The sequence below is a fragment of the Massilia phyllosphaerae genome (assembly GCF_034659755.1).
GTDB lineage: Bacteria > Pseudomonadota > Gammaproteobacteria > Burkholderiales > Burkholderiaceae_D > Telluria > Telluria phyllosphaerae.
In genome coordinates, this window is sequence record NZ_JAXSQX010000010.1 from 106082 (window position 1) to 122597 (window position 16516).

Consider the following 16516-nt stretch of genomic DNA (forward strand, 5'->3'; position numbering starts at 1 on the left):
ATGGCCAATCGATTTATCATCGGCAAAGGCGAGCTGTTGACTTATGACATCGGCGCGCCTCCGATGTTTGCGAATAAAGTCCATCCGTACACCCTCGAGCAGGCCCAGCAGGTCTTGATTCCGCAGATTGCGACCGCGGCGGCTGAGTTGGCCCGGCTGCCGCGTGAGGCATGTCCCTTCGATCTGGCCGTGGCAAAGTTGCAGCTGCACCCTGCCTATATTTCGAAGTCATACTTCCCGCGTGCAGTCCTGCGCGACACAGGTCTCGTATCAATCGGCAGCCGCACTATCCGCTTGCATCCGCGCGAGGACACAAGGAAGAACGCGCCGCCTGAATGTGAGACGACCGAACTCTTTGTGGCTGGCTCGCGTTCGGCGCTCGCGCGTTTGCCTACCCTGGCCAGTCAACTCGATCCGAACACCCCGGCCGGTGACCAGTTTCGCCGCATCGAGAATTTCTTCAGCATGACGCCGGTCGATCGAATCAAGCTGTTCGAAGACTACGATGGTAAGGTGTTCGAGGTCGGTCTGCACCTCGCTCCCGGCCATTCGAGCACGGCGCTGCGCGATGCATTTGCCATCTTCGCCGGTCAACATGGGTTTACGGTCAATCCGAAGTATGAGTTTCCGGTAGGCGGCATGCTGTTCGTGGCGGTCGAAGGTCCGACCAGTGGACTCGACGGCTTGGCACAATTTACATTGCTTCGGGTGGTGCGTCCGATGCCCAAAGTGCGCAGCGCCCGGCCGATCGCCCGCTCGAGCGCTGTGGCTGTCGGGTGCACGTTGCCGCTGGCAGCTCCTCTGTCGAGCGAGCCGAAAGTCGCTATCCTCGACGGCGGCCTGCCGGAACAACACGTCTTGACACCGTACGTCAATCATTACGAGCGCAGTGATCCGGGCGCCGCTGATGTGCCTGACTACCTCGAGCATGGACTGGGCGTGACCTCCGCCGTGCTGTTTGGCCCTATCGAACCAGGGGGCACCGCGGCGCGGCCGTTCGCGCCAGTCGATCACTACCGCGTCCTGGATGCGCGCTCTGACGAGGAGGACCCATATGAACTCTACCGCACACTCGGGCACATTGAAGAAGTTCTGCTGACCCGCCAGTATCAGTTCATCAATCTCAGCCTGGGGCCGGATCTGCCGTACGAGGACTCCGATGTCCATGCCTGGACTGCCGTGCTCGACAATCTTCTTAGCGATGGCGAGACCCTCATGACCGTTGCTGTCGGCAACAACGGTGAGCGCGATGCCGAGCTGTTCCTAAACCGCATCCAGGTGCCGGCCGACAGTGTGAATGCGCTGTCGATCGGGGCGGCTAACCATTCCGGGGCCGGATGGGCGCGCGCAGCCTACAGCGCGAAGGGGCCGGGGCGTAGCCCTGGGCGGCGCAAACCCGACGCTGTGGCGTTCGGCGGTTGCGGTAAGGAGTATTTTCATGTGCTTCGCTCGGGTCGGCGCCCCGAGTTGGCGGCGACGATGGGTACCAGCTTCGCCTCCCCGTTCGCGCTACGCACCGGCATTGGCGTGCGCGCTATCCTCGGAGCCGACGTCGATCCGCTCACGATCAAGGCGCTGCTGCTCCATGCCGTCGACGGATCGGCCGAGTGCGGCATCGACGAAATCGGCTGGGGGCGCGTCGCGAGTGAGGTGGCCAACGTCGTCACCTGCGGCGACGGCGTCGCGCGAATCATCTATCAGGGCCGCCTGCGCCCGGGCAAATACTTACGTGCCCCGATCCCGCTGCCTACCGGCGAACTTGAAGGCAAGGTCAAGATTACGGCGACGTTCTGCTATGCCAGTCCGGTCGATGTCGAGAACGCGGCAAGCTACACCAAGGCGGGTCTGGGTATTACGTTCCGTCCCCACTCTGGTAAGCTCGGCGGACGCGAAGCGAAACCTCGTTCGTTCTTTACCGTCTCAACATTCCGTACCGAACAGGAGCAGCGTAGCGACCTGGGCAAGTGGGAAACGGTGCTCCACGCGAGCGACAATTTTTACGGGTCCAGTCTGCAGGAACCGTGCTTCGACATCCACTACAACGCACGTGAAGGCGGTGACACCATCGGCGCGGGTGCCGACTGGATTCGCTACGCGCTGGTTGTCACAGTCGAAGCCAAGAAGCACTTGGACCTGTACGACCGCATCCTTGCCGATCACGTCAGGCTAAAAGAACTGCAAGCCCAGGTCAGCCTGCCAATTCGTGTTTGAACAACTGCCGGTTCCTGCTCGAGCAAGTGGGATAGTGGGGACCTACGATCCGACGAGTCCCAAATTTACTTCACCGAGAAATGAAGTAAAAGTGCGACTGTTGTTGGATTTTCGCCTGATCGACACTATGGGATCGGCGAAGTCCCAAGTTCCACTTTTACTTCATTGGACGCACGAGGATGGGGTCATCCGGAAAAACCCGATGGCGCGGGTAAAAACTCGTAAATCGCGGCGGATCAATGCCGAGCGATCGCTCGACCTCGATTTGTATGCCTATGTGCTGGATTACCTAGATGCCCTGCCCGTCCCCGATGACTCGGCGGCGCGCCGGCGCGCGCGAGATCGGTTTGCGTTTGTCGCGCTGCGCGAGCTGGGACTGCGCGCCTCCGAACTCGTCGGCGTGCGCATGCGCGATGTGTACCCATTGACCGATCCGAAGACGGCGCGGACTTACTGGATTTTAAAGGTTGATGAAGAACATGCAAAAGGCAGTACCGGGCGGGATGTGCCGATGACGAGAGTGGTGTTCGAGGAACTGATGGCGTACCGGAGTGCGTTCGGATTGTCGTCCGTGCCGGAAGCTAGTGAAGAATATGGGCTTTTGTTGTCGGTGCAGACGAAACCCGTGGCGATTGGCAGCCGCATGGTGACAGAAGCAAAATCGCGGCGCTATTTCCGCGCTTGGGCCAGCATCACGTCACGCAAGAGTTTATATTTGATCGTTAAGAATCGGCTCGAGGAGGTCGCCGTATCTCTCGAGCGGGATGGCCGCGGTGCCGAGGCGATCCAGTTGCGGGGAGTCTCTCCGCACTGGTTGCGGCATACTTTTGCGAAAGCCCTGATCGTGCGCGGCCGGGACATCCGGGTGGTGGCCGAGTCGCTCGGACATGCGAGCGTCACGACCACCATGGCGTACACCCGGCAGAGCGCGCTCGATCAGATCCGTGAGTACGGCAAGGATGAGAATCATGAACTGGCGACGCAAGCGGCTCCGCTCACTGGCTAGCTGAGTAGCACTAGGATTGAAAATCCTTGTGTCGGTGGTTCAATTCCCCCGCGCCACCAAGAACATCTCGGCAGAAGCGCCAACCCTACGGTTGGCGCTTTTCGTTCTGGGGTCGTGTCATTGTGGGAGCTCCGGTCTATTTTCGGTTGACTTCGAGCAACGCATTTATCCGACCAAATCGTCCAAACGTCCAAACGTCCAGCGCTGCCAGTTTCAATCTTACACGCTGATGTTGAGCCGGATTGGTAAGTTCATTGGCGCCCAACGTCACAGTGGTAGCTTCTATTGCTAGGCGGACCTAAAAGTTCGTAGAAATTCACAAATGAACTACCGGCGAACGCCTCAAAGAAAGCGCCACCTCGTGCAGGTTAGCGCTTTAGATGCAGTTGAGTCATCAGATCACCATAAAACTCCATTTAAGAAGTTCACAAGAGATTGCGACTCGCCGCCGCTAAAGTGAGCGTCTCCGAGGCCGGGCATTGCTCCCCTGGGTTTGCTGATGACAATGCTCATTGGATCGCCAGGATATAAGAATTGTCCGGTCACATTAATCTGCGCCTTTAACCACTCTGACCTCTTTACTCTCACTGGATCGGTTGGCTGGGCGTTTTGATGCAGGTAGGCATCAGCAGCGGCCCACCGTGTGCCCCATTCAGCCGCAACCAGTGGAGCAATTATCTCCTCAAGTGATCCACTTTTGCTAGCCTGATTATGAAAAACGTAAAGTCCGACGCGATGTGAACCCTTGACCCATTTGCCATGTGTCGGAGCAGTAACATTTTGCAAAATTGAAGCAAATTCAGCAGCGAAGGTCGACTCACGCTGCCCTAGCGATGCATCTGCATCAAAGATGAAGGCTGCGGCGATCTCTTTCAGGTCGGTGCCAAACGCCGGATTTAACAATACCATCGTATCGTTGATTAGCTTTATCGCTGCTTGCGAAGCGCCATCTCCGTGACACCGAATTAAAACAAAGAGCGTATCGTTAGCTTTTACTATAGCTTCAAAGGCTGGCAATGGAGCATGTGCGGCTGCTTTCAGACGTAGCCCATCGAGCGTACGGCTCGAATACCGTTTGGCAATTAGACTCTCAAGTTTAGGCTTAGTCGGGTTTAGCGGGTCTGGAATGGGTCCGAGTGGAGAAGGCAACTTACCAATGGAGTCGCCGATCCACGTTGCGTTCGCCAATTGACCAAGGCTACGAACCACAAACGTAATGTCGTGAATCCCTTCACAAAAAACGAATACTGCTCTCATTAAAGTCTCCGCAAATCGACATCACCAACCTCAATTGCATGCTTGAGATCGGGCCCAGAGATGCGGACGACACTTTTCTTTCCGCCGCTACCTAGCTTCAATAGATACGCAACAATTTCGTCGATATGGTAACCATTAAGCAAAAACGCGTCGACGGTCTCTTTACTGTGAGTCGTTAGGAATACTTGACACCCAAATTCGACAGCGAGCTCGTGCACAAATTTAGTGAACTCAATCAGAAGTCCCGTGTGCAGCGCATTCTCAAACTCATCAATTAAGACTACGCCGCCTCGCGCACCAGCAAAAAGAAGCCCTGTTAAAAAAACTCTTTGAATACCCTCACCGAATAGCGAGAGATCCACCGCTTCACTAAAATCATCGTGAGTCACCAGAAACCGGCGGTGTTCATTCGCTAACGCAATGTCCTGGACGCCCGAATCGATATGCTCCCGGATAAACTTCACGACCCGTTCCTTTAGCTTCAGGCGAATACTCTCCTCGTTACAGTGAACCAGTAGCTCTGGATCGGAAAGCGAAAATGGGGAGTGAAAGACGGAAGCACACAACCAGCGCGGATCTCCCATTGATAGCCGCGTTCGACGCGCACGTCCTGAAAAGAAGTCCGTCACCGAACGTTGGCGCTGACCCGCATATGTCGCATCAACAATCAATGTGCGAAGGTAACTGGCCCAATCCTCATCAGCGTCTTCAGGCTGGTCCTTAGCTGCGATTTTCAGAAAAACAGAGTTGTCAGCTCTTTTGTCATAGTTAGCGTTTAACATAACCTCTTGTGGAAGCTGAGTTACGGAGAAGGCAGGCACGCCTACTGGGTCAACACGAGTTCGCCTCCGAAGCAACTCAAGTAGGCCGCGCGGGTCCGCTTGATTAGCGAGTAAATAGACTGCTTCGAGCACACTTGTTTTGCCGGCGTTATTAGTGCCAACGATCAGATTCACCCGCCCAAGATCGTCGAAGAAAATATTATTAAGAGAGCGATATTTTTCAATATTTATCGACTTGAAATGGGATTGAGGGAGCTCGGAATAAACTCTCCAAGGCTGTTCTGACATCGTTGCAGTTGCCGGCTGACGCTTTCGAGACAAGCCGACAGCCTCAAGTCGAGCGACGAGGCTCTCTACACGATCGAGTTCGCTGCCGGACATTTTTGGAGCTAGCTCGAAAAGACGGGCAGCGTCTTGGTTGCTACGTTCAATAGCACCGTCGATCTCGTTCTTCACAAGCAGGTCGCTAGAGAGTGTTGCAGCCTGCAAGCTACGTGTTTCCTCAAGTCGCTTGACGGCAGTAGGATCTTCAATGACTTTGGCTAGTTCCCGGATCTGCCCCCCTGTCGTGATGACGCGATCACCAAGAACTCGGTTTGATCCGTTAAGAGAATCGTCTTCGTCTTCACTTTCATCCTCCGGCTCTCGAGATAGCCATGAGAACAACCGTTCTAGATTTCCAACATTTTGAGCTACCTCCCTATCGTTATCCCACTCTAGCCAATTTCGCAACGATGGGGCCTTTAATACTTCACGGAATAAATTGAACATCTCAGTCGTGAATTGGTCACCGTAGTCGCTCGCACCATACGCGTCAGCCAGCGCCAGGGTACGGAGACTCAAATTAAATTCACGCTTACTGACTCCGAGTGATGCACAGATCTCGTCAGAATTCTTGTTAAACTGATCGCGTAAGCGCTTCATTAAACGCGCCTGATTTACCGCCGGCCAGCGCGCCTTTCCACTAATGTGATGTAACCCCATAACGACGAGATGATGAAAATCATCACGCTCTTCGTAAAGAATAGACGGCACATTTTCGAATATCGAAGAATCAAGCTTCCCAAGGTTCCCGGTTGAATCTTGCCAGCGCGACTGAAGATGCTTCAATGTCGCAACCCTTCGATTTCCCTCGACAACCAAAAATTGATTTTCGGTGATTTTTCGGACGTTTATAGGCTCAACGTCCAGCCATCCGTTCTGCTTCAGGCTCGCTATAAGGTCACTAACTTTATCTTCATTTGCCCCAAGAATAAGTCGTCTCGTACGCCGCTGCACCTCATCGTTGGTGACTTGGGTATTCGGCACCTTGGCATAGTCCTCATGGTCCACAAACCGGTAATTATTCGGATCAAGATTGAGGCTGGACAGTGGCAAATAGAGACGGCGAGCTTCCCCTTCAACATTGGAAGCTTGGAATATTTCGTCTGTCATAGTTTACTTCCTTACGTATCATTAATACAGAAGTCTGCGGATGAGGACACGCAATGGATATCTGGCGACGGAAATCGACAGCGTGCCCGAACAGGAATCTTCCCCTACGTCAAACGTGGTTCGTTATAACCGCAATTGATTTGTCGCACATTTTCCGCTCGACTTGTTCAGCAGCTTGAAGTGCTCACTGGGGGATGGTTTCGTGGAGGTTACGAGAGTGGAGGCAGATTGCGAGTGTGGTTTATGCGTGCGTAGAGCTTATTAGAGACACAGAATCGTTCGCCTTTTTCCGTTAGGTAGCTACCCGCGAAACTGTCGGCCATCAGCCCCTTCTTTATCAAACTTGCTTCAGCTAAATTTATTGCAACGGATTGTGGTCTTGGGCTGTATCTTTCTGCACCTTCTCGAAAAAAATGACCAGCATTATCGGTTGCCACAACTAACACAAACTGCTCGTCGTTTGAAAGTTGGTCAAGCCTGACCGGAAACAAAACATCACGAAGTGCGTGCGCCCCTTTGTGCAAACGCGTCAATATGGCTGTTGAGGTCCAGTAAGCGCATTGCAGACCGGTGAAGAACATGACGCTCCATGGCAACCAACGCCAATCTGACGGTACAGGCGGCACAATGAAGGCGTATCGTGGTCCAAAGATCATGCACATAGCAGTGATTAGCAGCGCGGCACTTGCCAGCTTAGAAGCCTGGAAGAATTTGAAAACGTCAGATACGCCATCTAACATGTTGTTTCCTTGTCTTTGAACAGTACGTATTATGCTACTTTCCCAGTCGGAAAGTACGCAATGTTGCCTCGATGCTTACGTATCTAGGCGCAGCCCGTCGACGTCGACTATTGCTAGCGAACGCGACACCCTTGAGCGGGAATTAATTGCCGCCGCGGCACCGGCCGCAATGTCGCGTCCGTCTGGGCCGGTTTTCATCAGCAGCTTCCTGAGGCACCAGCGCTGGACGTGTCTGTCATTCGTTCCGTCTTTGTCGAATGTATGCCGCAGTTCTCTCTCCTAGCGGCCTACGCGGCCGTGGCGCCCAGGTTGGTTACCTCAATGGCCGACTGCGCGACGCTGAGCGCGCGAAGGTCGAAGTTATAATCCAGGATGCGCGACTCGCCAGCGAGCTGTAGACGCATGTAACCCGCGCCGACTTCCTCGCCCGCGAACTGGAGACAAGCCAGGCCGCTCTCGCCCAACAGCGGCAAGCCGTGGTTAGCTTGACGGAAGAGCTAAAAGGTCAGCGGCTGTTTGCCATGCAATCGATCGAGATGGGCCGCGCCGAAACCCGAGTTGCCAAGGACCGCCTGGCCGAGCTGCAACCTAAAATTGATCGACTTGAGATTACGATCGACCAGCTGCGCATGGCGTGCAGCGCACCCAGAGAAATGCGATGAGGGATACCGTAGACGACATCGTCGCAAAGAACGAGGGAGAACTTGTTGTCGCCGCCGCCTGGCGCTCCGTCGAGGTTTCGCTTGAGGTCCAAACATACTAAGCAACCTGAAACCGAACCCAACGAAGCCGAGTTACTTTCGCACCGCCACTACAGAGCGAAAGAAAGGCACGCGGTCCATTTGCCTGTGAAGTCAACGCACGACCAGGTACCGGCCGGCGCCAGCGCTAAGTACCGTCGTCGCCGGCAATGAGGAAATTTCGGCGGCCAAGCGCGACGCGGCGCAGCGGGCGTTCGGCCGCCGATTTGTCGATTTCGGTGTGGCTGTCGTCGGCATGACGGGTCAGGGCTGGCCACAGCTTAAGTGCGTACAGGATCGCCGTCCCCGTATCGGATTTGCGCGACAGCGTAGAGACTGTGGCGTTTAGCCAGCGCTCCAAGTCGTCGAGCAATACCTTCGCCTGCGCCTGCCGTACGATGAGACGTTTATCCGGCTGCTTGCTGCGGACGTCCTCTTCGATGGCATTCAGTTCGCTGATGCAGCGCAGTACCTCGGCGGTCAAGGCCGACGGACGCGACGCGTGCAGATGGCTTTGTTGCGTAAATCGCCCTAAGCAGCAGGGAACGTGATGGTCTGGTAGCCTGAGTGGATGAAACCGGCTCCTCAGAAGTACTGCACCACGAACTGGAAGTCATACAACGAAGCGCTGAAGTCACGTGGCTCGCTACTCATCTGGCTTAATCCAACGATGAACTGGTATGGTCAGCCGAGCGGCAAGCGCGGGCGCAGCCAGATGTTCAGCGACGAGGCAATCCAGTTCTGCCTGAGCATCAAGTGCCTCTTCAATCTGCCGCTGCGCCAGGCCGTAGGCATGACGCAAAGCCTCCTGAAGCTTGCCGGTCTCGATTGGCCGGTGCCGGATTACAGCACGATAAGCCGGCGCCAGAAAACGCTGCAGGTTGCCACCGGCGCCGTACCGACTACAACGGGTTTGCATCTGCTGGTGGACAGTACGGGGATCAAGATGCTGGGCGAAGGCGAGTGGAAGACGAAAAAGCATGGCGCGGACTATCGCCGCCAATGGTGCAAGGTGCACCTTGGGATCGACGCTTCTACGCTAAAGATACGAGTTATGGAAGTGATCGACAACAGTATCGGGGACGCCCCCGTCCTGCCAGGACTGCTGGATCAGATTCCTGCCGACGAGCGCATTGCCAGCGTCACTGGCGACGGCGCATACGACACGAAAGACTGCCATGAAGCCATCGCTTCTCGCGCCGCAGATGCCATCATCCGGACCCGCAAGAACGCCAAACCCTGGAAGACGAATCGCCGCGGTGCGGATGCACGCAACGACATCCTGCAGACAACGGGTTGGCTGGGCCGGGCGATCTGGAAAAAGTGGAGTGGCTATCATCAACGCAGCCTTGTAGAAACCAAGATGCGCTGCTTCAAGCTGCTGGGTGAACGCGTCATGGCACGCGACTTCGACCGTCAAGTCGCCGAGCTGCAAGTGCGAGCCGCTGTGCTCAACCGCTTTACTCGACTGGGTAGGCCGGTTACGGTTCCAGCGTTATAAAACTAGCTACAAATAGCGTCAGCTCGGCCTTCGCTCGATTTGCTCAACAAAGCCCTTTTCCGTTCTCTTCAGTGCGCTAGCGGCTCGGCCGTTGGACGCCACTCGCATGCTGACCCCTCGTCGGCACTATTGGAAACGAGCAGCCTGCGATGGTCGCGTTTCCACTCCGCTTTCGCGACCTTCGTCGCGTGCGCTGGCGAATCCGCTTCCACTTCAATCTCGGCCTTCATCGGCACTAGGCAATAACCACTGACCAGGTATTTCATCGCGCTTTTCCGCGACTATAGAAGGTGGTCGCTGGCCAGCTTTGCGGCCTGTTCCGGGAACATCCCGTCCTCGAACAGCTCGCTATACCATTCAGCGTCGCCTTCCATATCGTCGCGCACCTGTTTGGCGGGCACTCCCAGTTTGATAATATGTTTGACGACCTCGCCGCACCATCCTTCGTACGTATCGATGTTTGGGATATCCATAATTTTCCTTGGTCTACTTCGTCAGTTTATGATCTTGTTTTGCGTCGGACTAATACGTCGCGAAGCAACCTTCCAGGCTTTCGACGGAAGCTGTATATCGCTCTTCACCGCCTTCAACATGGAAGGCATCAGGATCAACAAGCCTGGTCTTTGCCTCGAACTGGTTCCACAGTTCGTCAAACTGCTCAGGCGTTATAAAGCCCGTTTGAGACTTAATCCTCATTCCCATCGATCCTGCCCGTTTTCCTAAGTCTTAGGATTGCGTCCAACCACACAGAGCCGTCCGACCAACGATTTCGACGATACGAGCATCGATTTGGTTCAGCTCTTCCGAGTTCGGATGCTTAGCTCCGAGCGTTTTATGCCGGTCATGCTGTAGTTGACTAAGCAGTACCGCGCGCTTCTCTAACAAGTTGCAAACCTCTGGGTAATCACTGCCTACAAGGATGATCTGAACGACATTTGAATTCAGCATTTTCTCTTTTCCTACCAGATTGCTTGGCCATCGGGCGGCAGCGTCATCGGTAAATCCGAGCATGCGTCCGGGACCGGATTATTCTTCGAGACCAGCTTCATGAACCTGTCTGCCGCTTGGGCATCTACCGCGCCCCAGGTTCGCTTAGCCTGCTCAGCAAGGTCTTTCGCTTCCATCACGCTTTTCCGGGAAAATTTTCTGAGCCATTTTCGGCTGCAAGCTTTTCGCGCCCTCCCCCGCCCAGTATGCCCTGATGAGGCAGCGTTCACAGCCGCGTAAAAACGCTATCATAGGCACATCTAAAGCTCGGAGCCGGCATGACCCCACCAGTCGTATTTATTTCCTATTCGCATGACACGCAAGAACATAAGCGTGGGTACTAGACCTAGCAACACGGTTGCGATCAAGCGGCATTGACGCAATTCTTGATCAGTGGGAACTTGGCCCCGGAAGCGACCTAGCTCAGTTCATGGAACAGAACCTAGCTCGTGCTTCCCGAGTCCTAATGATCTGCACTGAGCGGTATGTTGAAAAAGCGAATGAAGGAGTAGGCGGCGTCGGATACGAAAAGATGATTGTCACTGGCGACCTGCTCAAGAGGATCGGTTCGAACAGGGTCATACCTATCGTTCGTCAGACTGGAGTAGTCCAGCTGCCAACTTTTCTTGGCACGAAGATGTATATTGATCTCTCGACCGAAGACAAGTTCGAGTCTGGCATCGATCAACTGCTAAGGGAACTTCTCGGTGCGCCGCTTTTTACCAAGCCGCCACTTGGATCAGACCCATTTAAAGTCGTAACTGGAACTGTGCAGCCAACTGCCCCAACTCCCGTATCTCAGTTTATGGAAACTTTGGCTAAGGTCTACGATCGATCAGACGAAAGCGGCGGTCTTCGCGTTGAGTGGGTACGCCAAGCGATGCAAAAGTCGAAACTGTTCTTCGATCACGCTCTTGATCAGGCTGAAAAGATGGAGTACGTGTCTTGTAGCAACGATAGAGAGTTGCTTTGGGTAACCGAAGGTGGTCGAGCAGCGCTTATCAAACTTATCTCTATGTAGGTAGTTGCCACGACAGTTCTTCGCCAACATGCTAGACGTAACGCCGGTTCAAACCGCTTACTTATCGATTATCTGAGCGGTAGGACCGAAGGCATGCAGGCTCACTGGAATTTTCAAGCAATTGATTTTAAGAGACTTTCATGGCTTGCTCAGGTGGGTTCGAACCGGCGCCCCTCAGCTTAGAAGGCTGATAATCGAGACAACGCAAAAATGCTTGACTGATAATAACAATTATCACGGAAGGGATCACCCAGAAAAAACGGCCTTGCGGCCGTTTGACATCTACAGATTACCTTAGAACGCCGAGCCGGCGCAGCGACGCGGCCACTTCGCCCTGCGCTTGGGAGATTCCAGAACGTCTCGGCGCCGCTTCGTTACCGCCTGTCGCGTCCGAGACAATGCGTGCGGTAAATCCACCGGCCACTGCGTTGCCTACGGCGGCATTGACGATATCGATAGCTCGCGGAGTAACCGTCGCAGCGGCAGAGGTCTGCGCAAACGACTTGAAAAGCGCGGCACCCCGAACGACACGCCCGCCATGACGCTGCGCGACAGAGTCTTTTGCATGGCGTACGACGTCCATGACCGGCTTTTCCTCGGGGAATGGCTTTCTGCTGCCGCTATGAAAAGTAGGTTTTTTGTCTTCCATGATGAATCCAGTCTATATCCAAGTCGGGCGGTCCGCAAGAAAAAGCGGCACGACGGTGCGCAGGGTCAGTTGACGCGACAGCGAATTGTCTGAACGGTTGTCCAACGTATTTTGATGTTTTTGCTTGGATTGCAAGGTCAACATGACTCCCAGCGCATCCTCCGGCAACCCGATCTCCTGCGTGCGGCCGCCGCCGTCGCGCCACAATCCGATCGACCTGGCCGGCTTGGCCTCCACCCAATTGGAGCGGTCGACCATCGCCGCGCACGTGAACGACAACACCGCCGAGCCGGGATCTTCCGCGAGAACGGTGGCATACCTGCCAGGCCAACGAACGGCAAGCTGGGGACCATCCATCAACAGCGCGACCACTAGGTTCGGTCCCACTGCCCGGATTGCGGTCATGGCCGGGTCGGTCCGGGCCAGGTCTTCGCAGATTAAGGTGGCAAGCGACATGTCCTTGCGCAGCCCGAAAAACGGCAGTTTGCGCTCGTTGACGTCGATATCCTCCCACCACTGGTTGTTCTCGTGGTCGTCGTCGAAGTCAAGCGCGTAGCGCTCGGTTTGACTACGGTCCAAGCGCCAACGGTGATGCTTGTTTTGATCGTCCATCGTGATCCGGCCGTCCTCCTGATACACGAACGTAAGCGCACGGTTTCGATGTTTGCCGTCTATCGTGTCGAGGCTGCCCGTGATGAGGAAATCGATGCCGGACCCCGCAAGCGCTTCTGCTAGCCGCCCGGCCAATTCAGTCGACAGCGCGCACTCTGGGAGAATCACGCCGTGTGGCGCAGCGCCGGTCTCGTCCCGTGCCTGATCGATAAGCTTTAGTATCAGCTGGGTCGCCAGGCGCTCGGCTGTCAATGTCTCACCACTAGGCTCTAGCCAGTTCTGGAGCAGTTCGAAATATGCCGGCACGTGGTTCTCACTCGTCCCCAGCTTTTGTCGGCGTGAACTGAGTTTAAAGCTGCTCGCGTGGATCGTGAACGGGAACGGAACAAGCAGCAACCGGAGCGGATAAGGGGCCGCAGGATCCGCGTCAGCGTCCTTCTGCGCTTTTTTACTGGACAAAATCCACCGCGGTTCGAGTACAGACACGGGCGGCAACAACGCAAGATGGTGACTCAGCGAGCGAATCGTACAACCAACCGACGAGGTGATCGACTTCGGTAACACAATCGCCTGTTCGGCAGGCACCATAACACACAGGGACCGCGATTCATACGGCAAGGAAACCTCGGCGTCGCCACGGGTCAGAGCGGCAAACGCAACCGAGGCAAACTTTCGGCGCATCGCTTCCCCTGGATCGACGTCCCAACCCATGCCGACGCTTGCTTCGTCGGCCGCCGCGAACAAAATCAAGAGGATGTTGACAAGTGTCGCGTTCTTGCTCACCGCGGCGAGTCGCACGTCCGCATAGGTCGTGGCCGTTTCCGCCCATAGCACTTGAACAATCTCGGGAATGACGCTGATGGTATGGTTCCAGGCCTGTGTGCAGGTTGAGATCTCGTCGAGACGTTCCTGATGCGCCGCGAGTGCTTCTCGGTCCGGACTCGCTAACGTATAGCATCCCGACCGGTCGATGATCGACCCGATAACCGCGAATAGGTCGGGAGGCCATGTCGGGCACTTGGTGTAATCGACGGCATCGTGTTGGGCCGCCGGCTCCTCGCCGACCGCGAACGCGTCGGTTCCGTTAGGCAAAAGTTGTCGAATCAGTTCGATTATGGTCATTCTGTCTCTATTCAAGGTACACTGCATTTAATCCAAGGACATCAGGCTCGGACGAAACCTCGACTATAGACTGACGTAACGAAATTGGAAACAACTGCGCCTGCAACCCTACTGCTTGCCAATATCGCCGAACGTCCGCATCAGGGAGCGGTAGTATTCTCCGGTTTCCCGGAGACACATGCGTTCACCTAACCCTGCCATATGCGTGCTAGGTAGGCGCCGTTCTCACGAAAAGGAACGCCACCTCGCGCGGCGGTAAGTATACGAGGCGGCCGGCGCCGGAGTACTGCGTCCGTTCGCAATTCTCGCTCCTGGGTGTCTGCGATCACCTTTCGGATCGCCATATTGGCGGAAAAACCACGTAGGATCCAGCGAAGCGCAGCTGCGATTTCCGATTCGTCGCCTAGCCAGCGCCGCATCTCGAGCACGTGCTTGGGGCCTGGGCGTCGCATAACGCTCGCATCGTCCAGTATGGAAGAAATGTCCCCTGCTACGCGTACCTGCAACTTCAAGTAGTGGACATAGCTCGGGCTACCAGGAATTTTTCTGAAGTGGGCGATCGCTTTCACAAGGCTACGGACGAAGATCGGCAACCAAAAAAATTGGCTTATGACAAGATGACAGCATACTACTTGTTTCGCTGACGGAACGACAGCGACCTGACACATCGACAGAGAAATTTTCGACTTTGGGTGCCGGTGGCAGACTGTCTGGCCGGTCCCGCAGCGCCTTCTGGCTCACCCTGGGCTCAAAAAATGCGGCATAGACGAGGACTTGGTTTGTCTGTGGGCTCGGCCATAATGGCGGTCTTTTCCTTGGGTGTAGACCTTTTACTTCGGTGACACCTTACCGCCACTTACAAACGTAGCTGTCGGCAAAGTGCCTCCTGTCTTTTGGCGATCAACTTTCGCGGCTCGCACTCGGGAAATATTTCGGTGGACATGCTCAGGAACCCTGTTTTTCGCGTCCTTCTTCGCCTTCTTTGCCGCTTCAGCAGTTGCGCGCTGGGCTGGAGACATCAGTTCAACCGGGATCGTTGTCCGGCCCGTGAGAACCAAGACTGCTCGCTCGACCGCTTGGTCTCTCGTGAGCGACGGCTCGCGAGCCATGAGTCGTTCTGCATATTTGAGGATGCCTGTCATTTTTCCTTGGTCAGCAGTGATCCGATGGCATGTCTGCCGGACAGTCCAGCCGGTAGTGTTCTTCTACCTCTGCCAGCATTGCGTCGGCGCCCTTTTCCAGCGACGACAAGGTTGGCCGGTCGGCGAACGAAAGTTTTGCGATCGTTCCGTTTCGATTCATTGGGTAGTCCAGGTCCGAGAACGTCAAATCTCGGGCACGCTTCGTGCCGATCCAATAAGATATGGAAACCGAACTTGGCTGCCCTTTCCAGTCGTACATAACATCATAAGAGGCAACCTTAAATCGACCGTGAGCACGTTTCTCGACCAATGCAAGCGCCTCCACGACCGTGCGCCCATCAGCCGTCTTATGCGCCTTGACGGAGTTGATCCACTGGCGTTCTTCGGCCGGCGAAAGGGGAGCGGTTTTCGTCGCTGAGTGTGCCACGATTGGTGCCGATAGTGTTGCAACTGCGGCAATGAGATAAGGTAACTTTTGCATGTTCTTTTCCGTTGGGCTAGCTCGTCCTCATGGACTTTTTGGCAGTCCAGGTGTTCGCGTCGTTCGGCATCCACATTGAGGCGCCATTCTGTTCATCGCCGGCGACCGCGGTCCAGGTATTGCCGGCTTCATCGACCGCGACGCAACCAGGTCGCCAGTGCTCTGGGTTGCGCAGCTCGTTCACCCAGCTTTGGCCCTCACCGTCGTAGACGACGATGACCCCGGCGCGGCCGACATAGCCGAACCGCTCACGCCATTGCTTTGCTGCCTCGATGTCCGTCATGGTTTTCCTACTGCTTCGGCCAATGTTGGGCGCACGCCAAAAGGAATTGCACACCACGGCCGCATTCACCTGCTGTCGGCTCCCAGCAGCCAGGCGTATCGCAAACAGCCACAACGGTGTTGACCTCTAGACAGGCAGGGCAACCGTCAATCTCTTCTTCTGGCCTAAACGGATGCGGAGCCGTTAGTGCTTCCACGTCCTGACCTTTCCAATCGCACGGCTTGTTGTTGCATCGGACTTTCATCACGTTCTCTTATTTGACCGGCACCGTGCCGCTCACTCAATGCTCCAGGCCCGTCGTGCGGGCCGTCGGTGCTGCTCGTGCTTTTCCGTCCTACCAGACCCGCTTCTGACTCTTGACTATCGACGAGCCACTATGCAAGTCCTTCGAGTTCACCCTTTGCATTGCTACACAGCGCGGTTCGTCTCCCCTTCGCTGCTCCGATAGCAAGGTGCAGAATTTCTCTGCTTCATAAAGCGCTTTTTTGTCCGCTGCCAAAATCCGCTCTTGGCGTTGCACTTGCGTTGCGAACTCTTCGTTTGTGAGA

At 55.4% G+C, this 16516-nt stretch carries 14 protein-coding genes, 1 tRNA gene and 2 pseudogenes; 6 read left to right on the plus strand and 11 right to left on the minus strand.

Going from position 1 to position 16516, the window contains the following annotated elements:
- The 3 genes from U1H99_RS27975 to U1H99_RS27985 all read left to right on the plus strand — a co-directional run bounded on the left by U1H99_RS27975 (position 1) and on the right by U1H99_RS27985 (position 3276).
- Positions 1-2211: a S8 family peptidase gene (locus U1H99_RS27975; RefSeq protein ID WP_323144890.1), complete on the plus strand. Its 2211-nt coding sequence runs from the start codon at positions 1-3 to the stop codon at positions 2209-2211.
- Positions 2204-3217, plus strand: a complete 1014-nt coding sequence (locus U1H99_RS27980) for a tyrosine-type recombinase/integrase (protein WP_323144891.1) — start codon at positions 2204-2206, stop codon at positions 3215-3217. The genes U1H99_RS27975 and U1H99_RS27980 overlap by 8 nt, the downstream gene beginning before the upstream one ends.
- Positions 3199-3276: transfer RNA gene (locus U1H99_RS27985), tRNA-Phe, on the plus strand. The genes U1H99_RS27980 and U1H99_RS27985 overlap by 19 nt, the downstream gene beginning before the upstream one ends.
- 340 nt (positions 3277-3616) lie before the next feature.
- On the opposite strand, the gene U1H99_RS27990 is transcribed toward U1H99_RS27985, so the two are convergent.
- The 3 genes from U1H99_RS27990 to U1H99_RS28000 all read right to left on the minus strand — a co-directional run bounded on the left by U1H99_RS27990 (position 3617) and on the right by U1H99_RS28000 (position 7430).
- Complete coding sequence (locus U1H99_RS27990; RefSeq protein WP_323144892.1) at positions 3617-4474, minus strand: hypothetical protein; 858 nt, start codon at positions 4472-4474, stop codon at positions 3617-3619.
- Positions 4474-6690 (minus strand): AAA family ATPase, encoded by a 2217-nt coding sequence (locus tag U1H99_RS27995; protein ID WP_323144893.1) that lies wholly within the window; start codon positions 6688-6690, stop codon positions 4474-4476. Before U1H99_RS27995 ends, U1H99_RS27990 begins: the two co-directional genes overlap by 1 nt.
- A gap of 209 nt (positions 6691-6899) precedes the next feature.
- Positions 6900-7430 (minus strand): hypothetical protein, encoded by a 531-nt coding sequence (locus tag U1H99_RS28000; protein WP_323144894.1) that lies wholly within the window; start codon positions 7428-7430, stop codon positions 6900-6902.
- Positions 7431-7915: 485 nt separating this feature from the next.
- On the opposite strand from U1H99_RS28000, the gene U1H99_RS28005 reads away from it, so the two are divergent.
- Positions 7916-8092: a hypothetical protein gene (locus U1H99_RS28005; protein WP_323144895.1), complete on the plus strand. Its 177-nt coding sequence runs from the start codon at positions 7916-7918 to the stop codon at positions 8090-8092.
- 235 nt (positions 8093-8327) lie between these two features.
- Here U1H99_RS28005 and U1H99_RS28010 read toward each other — a convergent pair.
- A pseudogene (locus U1H99_RS28010) lies at positions 8328-8681 on the minus strand (IS66 family transposase); the annotation flags it as partial.
- 60 nt (positions 8682-8741) lie between these two features.
- Here U1H99_RS28010 and U1H99_RS28015 point away from each other — a divergent pair.
- Entirely contained in the window at positions 8742-9671 is a 930-nt protein-coding gene (locus U1H99_RS28015) for an IS5 family transposase (protein WP_323144896.1), read from the plus strand.
- 68 nt (positions 9672-9739) lie between these two features.
- On the opposite strand, the gene U1H99_RS28020 is transcribed toward U1H99_RS28015, so the two are convergent.
- The 3 genes from U1H99_RS28020 to U1H99_RS28030 form a co-directional block, all read right to left on the minus strand.
- On the minus strand, positions 9740-9937 hold the full coding sequence (locus U1H99_RS28020) for a hypothetical protein (protein ID WP_323144897.1): 198 nt from the start codon (positions 9935-9937) through the stop codon (positions 9740-9742).
- Positions 9938-9952: 15 nt separating this feature from the next.
- A complete protein-coding gene (locus tag U1H99_RS28025; protein WP_323144898.1) occupies positions 9953-10144 on the minus strand; it encodes a hypothetical protein in 192 nt (63 codons plus the stop codon).
- Positions 10145-10630: 486 nt separating this feature from the next.
- Positions 10631-10795: a hypothetical protein gene (locus U1H99_RS28030; RefSeq protein WP_323144899.1), complete on the minus strand. Its 165-nt coding sequence runs from the start codon at positions 10793-10795 to the stop codon at positions 10631-10633.
- 206 nt (positions 10796-11001) lie between these two features.
- On the opposite strand from U1H99_RS28030, the pseudogene U1H99_RS28035 reads away from it, so the two are divergent.
- A pseudogene (locus tag U1H99_RS28035) lies at positions 11002-11679 on the plus strand (toll/interleukin-1 receptor domain-containing protein); the annotation flags it as partial.
- Positions 11680-11968: 289 nt separating this feature from the next.
- Here U1H99_RS28035 and U1H99_RS28040 read toward each other — a convergent pair.
- The 4 genes from U1H99_RS28040 to U1H99_RS28055 form a co-directional block, all read right to left on the minus strand.
- A complete protein-coding gene (locus U1H99_RS28040) occupies positions 11969-12328 on the minus strand; it encodes a hypothetical protein (RefSeq protein WP_323144901.1) in 360 nt (119 codons plus the stop codon).
- Between the two features lie 12 nt (positions 12329-12340).
- Positions 12341-14062 carry a hypothetical protein gene (locus U1H99_RS28045; protein WP_323144902.1) on the minus strand — a complete coding sequence of 574 codons (1722 nt, stop codon included), beginning with the start codon at positions 14060-14062 and terminating at the stop codon, positions 12341-12343.
- A gap of 1152 nt (positions 14063-15214) precedes the next feature.
- Positions 15215-15685: a hypothetical protein gene (locus U1H99_RS28050; RefSeq protein WP_323144903.1), complete on the minus strand. Its 471-nt coding sequence runs from the start codon at positions 15683-15685 to the stop codon at positions 15215-15217.
- A 16-nt stretch (positions 15686-15701) separates the two neighbouring features.
- Positions 15702-15968 (minus strand): hypothetical protein, encoded by a 267-nt coding sequence (locus U1H99_RS28055; protein WP_323144904.1) that lies wholly within the window; start codon positions 15966-15968, stop codon positions 15702-15704.
- Positions 15969-16516: the final 548 nt, after the last annotated feature.

Bases quoted from the DNA above. Each gene is read 5' to 3' on its own strand.
- U1H99_RS27975 (WP_323144890.1), top strand. From the start codon at position 1: ATGGCCAATCGATTTATCATCGGCAAAGGCGAGCTGTTGACTTATGAC.
- U1H99_RS27990 (WP_323144892.1), bottom strand. From the start codon at position 4,474: ATGAGAGCAGTATTCGTTTTTTGTGAAGGGATTCACGACATTACGTTT.
- U1H99_RS27995 (WP_323144893.1), bottom strand. From the start codon at position 6,690: ATGACAGACGAAATATTCCAAGCTTCCAATGTTGAAGGGGAAGCTCGC.
- U1H99_RS28000 (WP_323144894.1), bottom strand. From the start codon at position 7,430: ATGTTAGATGGCGTATCTGACGTTTTCAAATTCTTCCAGGCTTCTAAG.
- U1H99_RS28015 (WP_323144896.1), top strand. From the start codon at position 8,742: ATGAAACCGGCTCCTCAGAAGTACTGCACCACGAACTGGAAGTCATAC.
- U1H99_RS28020 (WP_323144897.1), bottom strand. From the start codon at position 9,937: ATGAAATACCTGGTCAGTGGTTATTGCCTAGTGCCGATGAAGGCCGAG.
- U1H99_RS28025 (WP_323144898.1), bottom strand. From the start codon at position 10,144: ATGGATATCCCAAACATCGATACGTACGAAGGATGGTGCGGCGAGGTC.
- U1H99_RS28030 (WP_323144899.1), bottom strand. From the start codon at position 10,795: ATGGAAGCGAAAGACCTTGCTGAGCAGGCTAAGCGAACCTGGGGCGCG.
- U1H99_RS28040 (WP_323144901.1), bottom strand. From the start codon at position 12,328: ATGGAAGACAAAAAACCTACTTTTCATAGCGGCAGCAGAAAGCCATTC.
- U1H99_RS28045 (WP_323144902.1), bottom strand. From the start codon at position 14,062: ATGACCATAATCGAACTGATTCGACAACTTTTGCCTAACGGAACCGAC.
- U1H99_RS28050 (WP_323144903.1), bottom strand. From the start codon at position 15,685: ATGCAAAAGTTACCTTATCTCATTGCCGCAGTTGCAACACTATCGGCA.
- U1H99_RS28055 (WP_323144904.1), bottom strand. From the start codon at position 15,968: ATGACGGACATCGAGGCAGCAAAGCAATGGCGTGAGCGGTTCGGCTAT.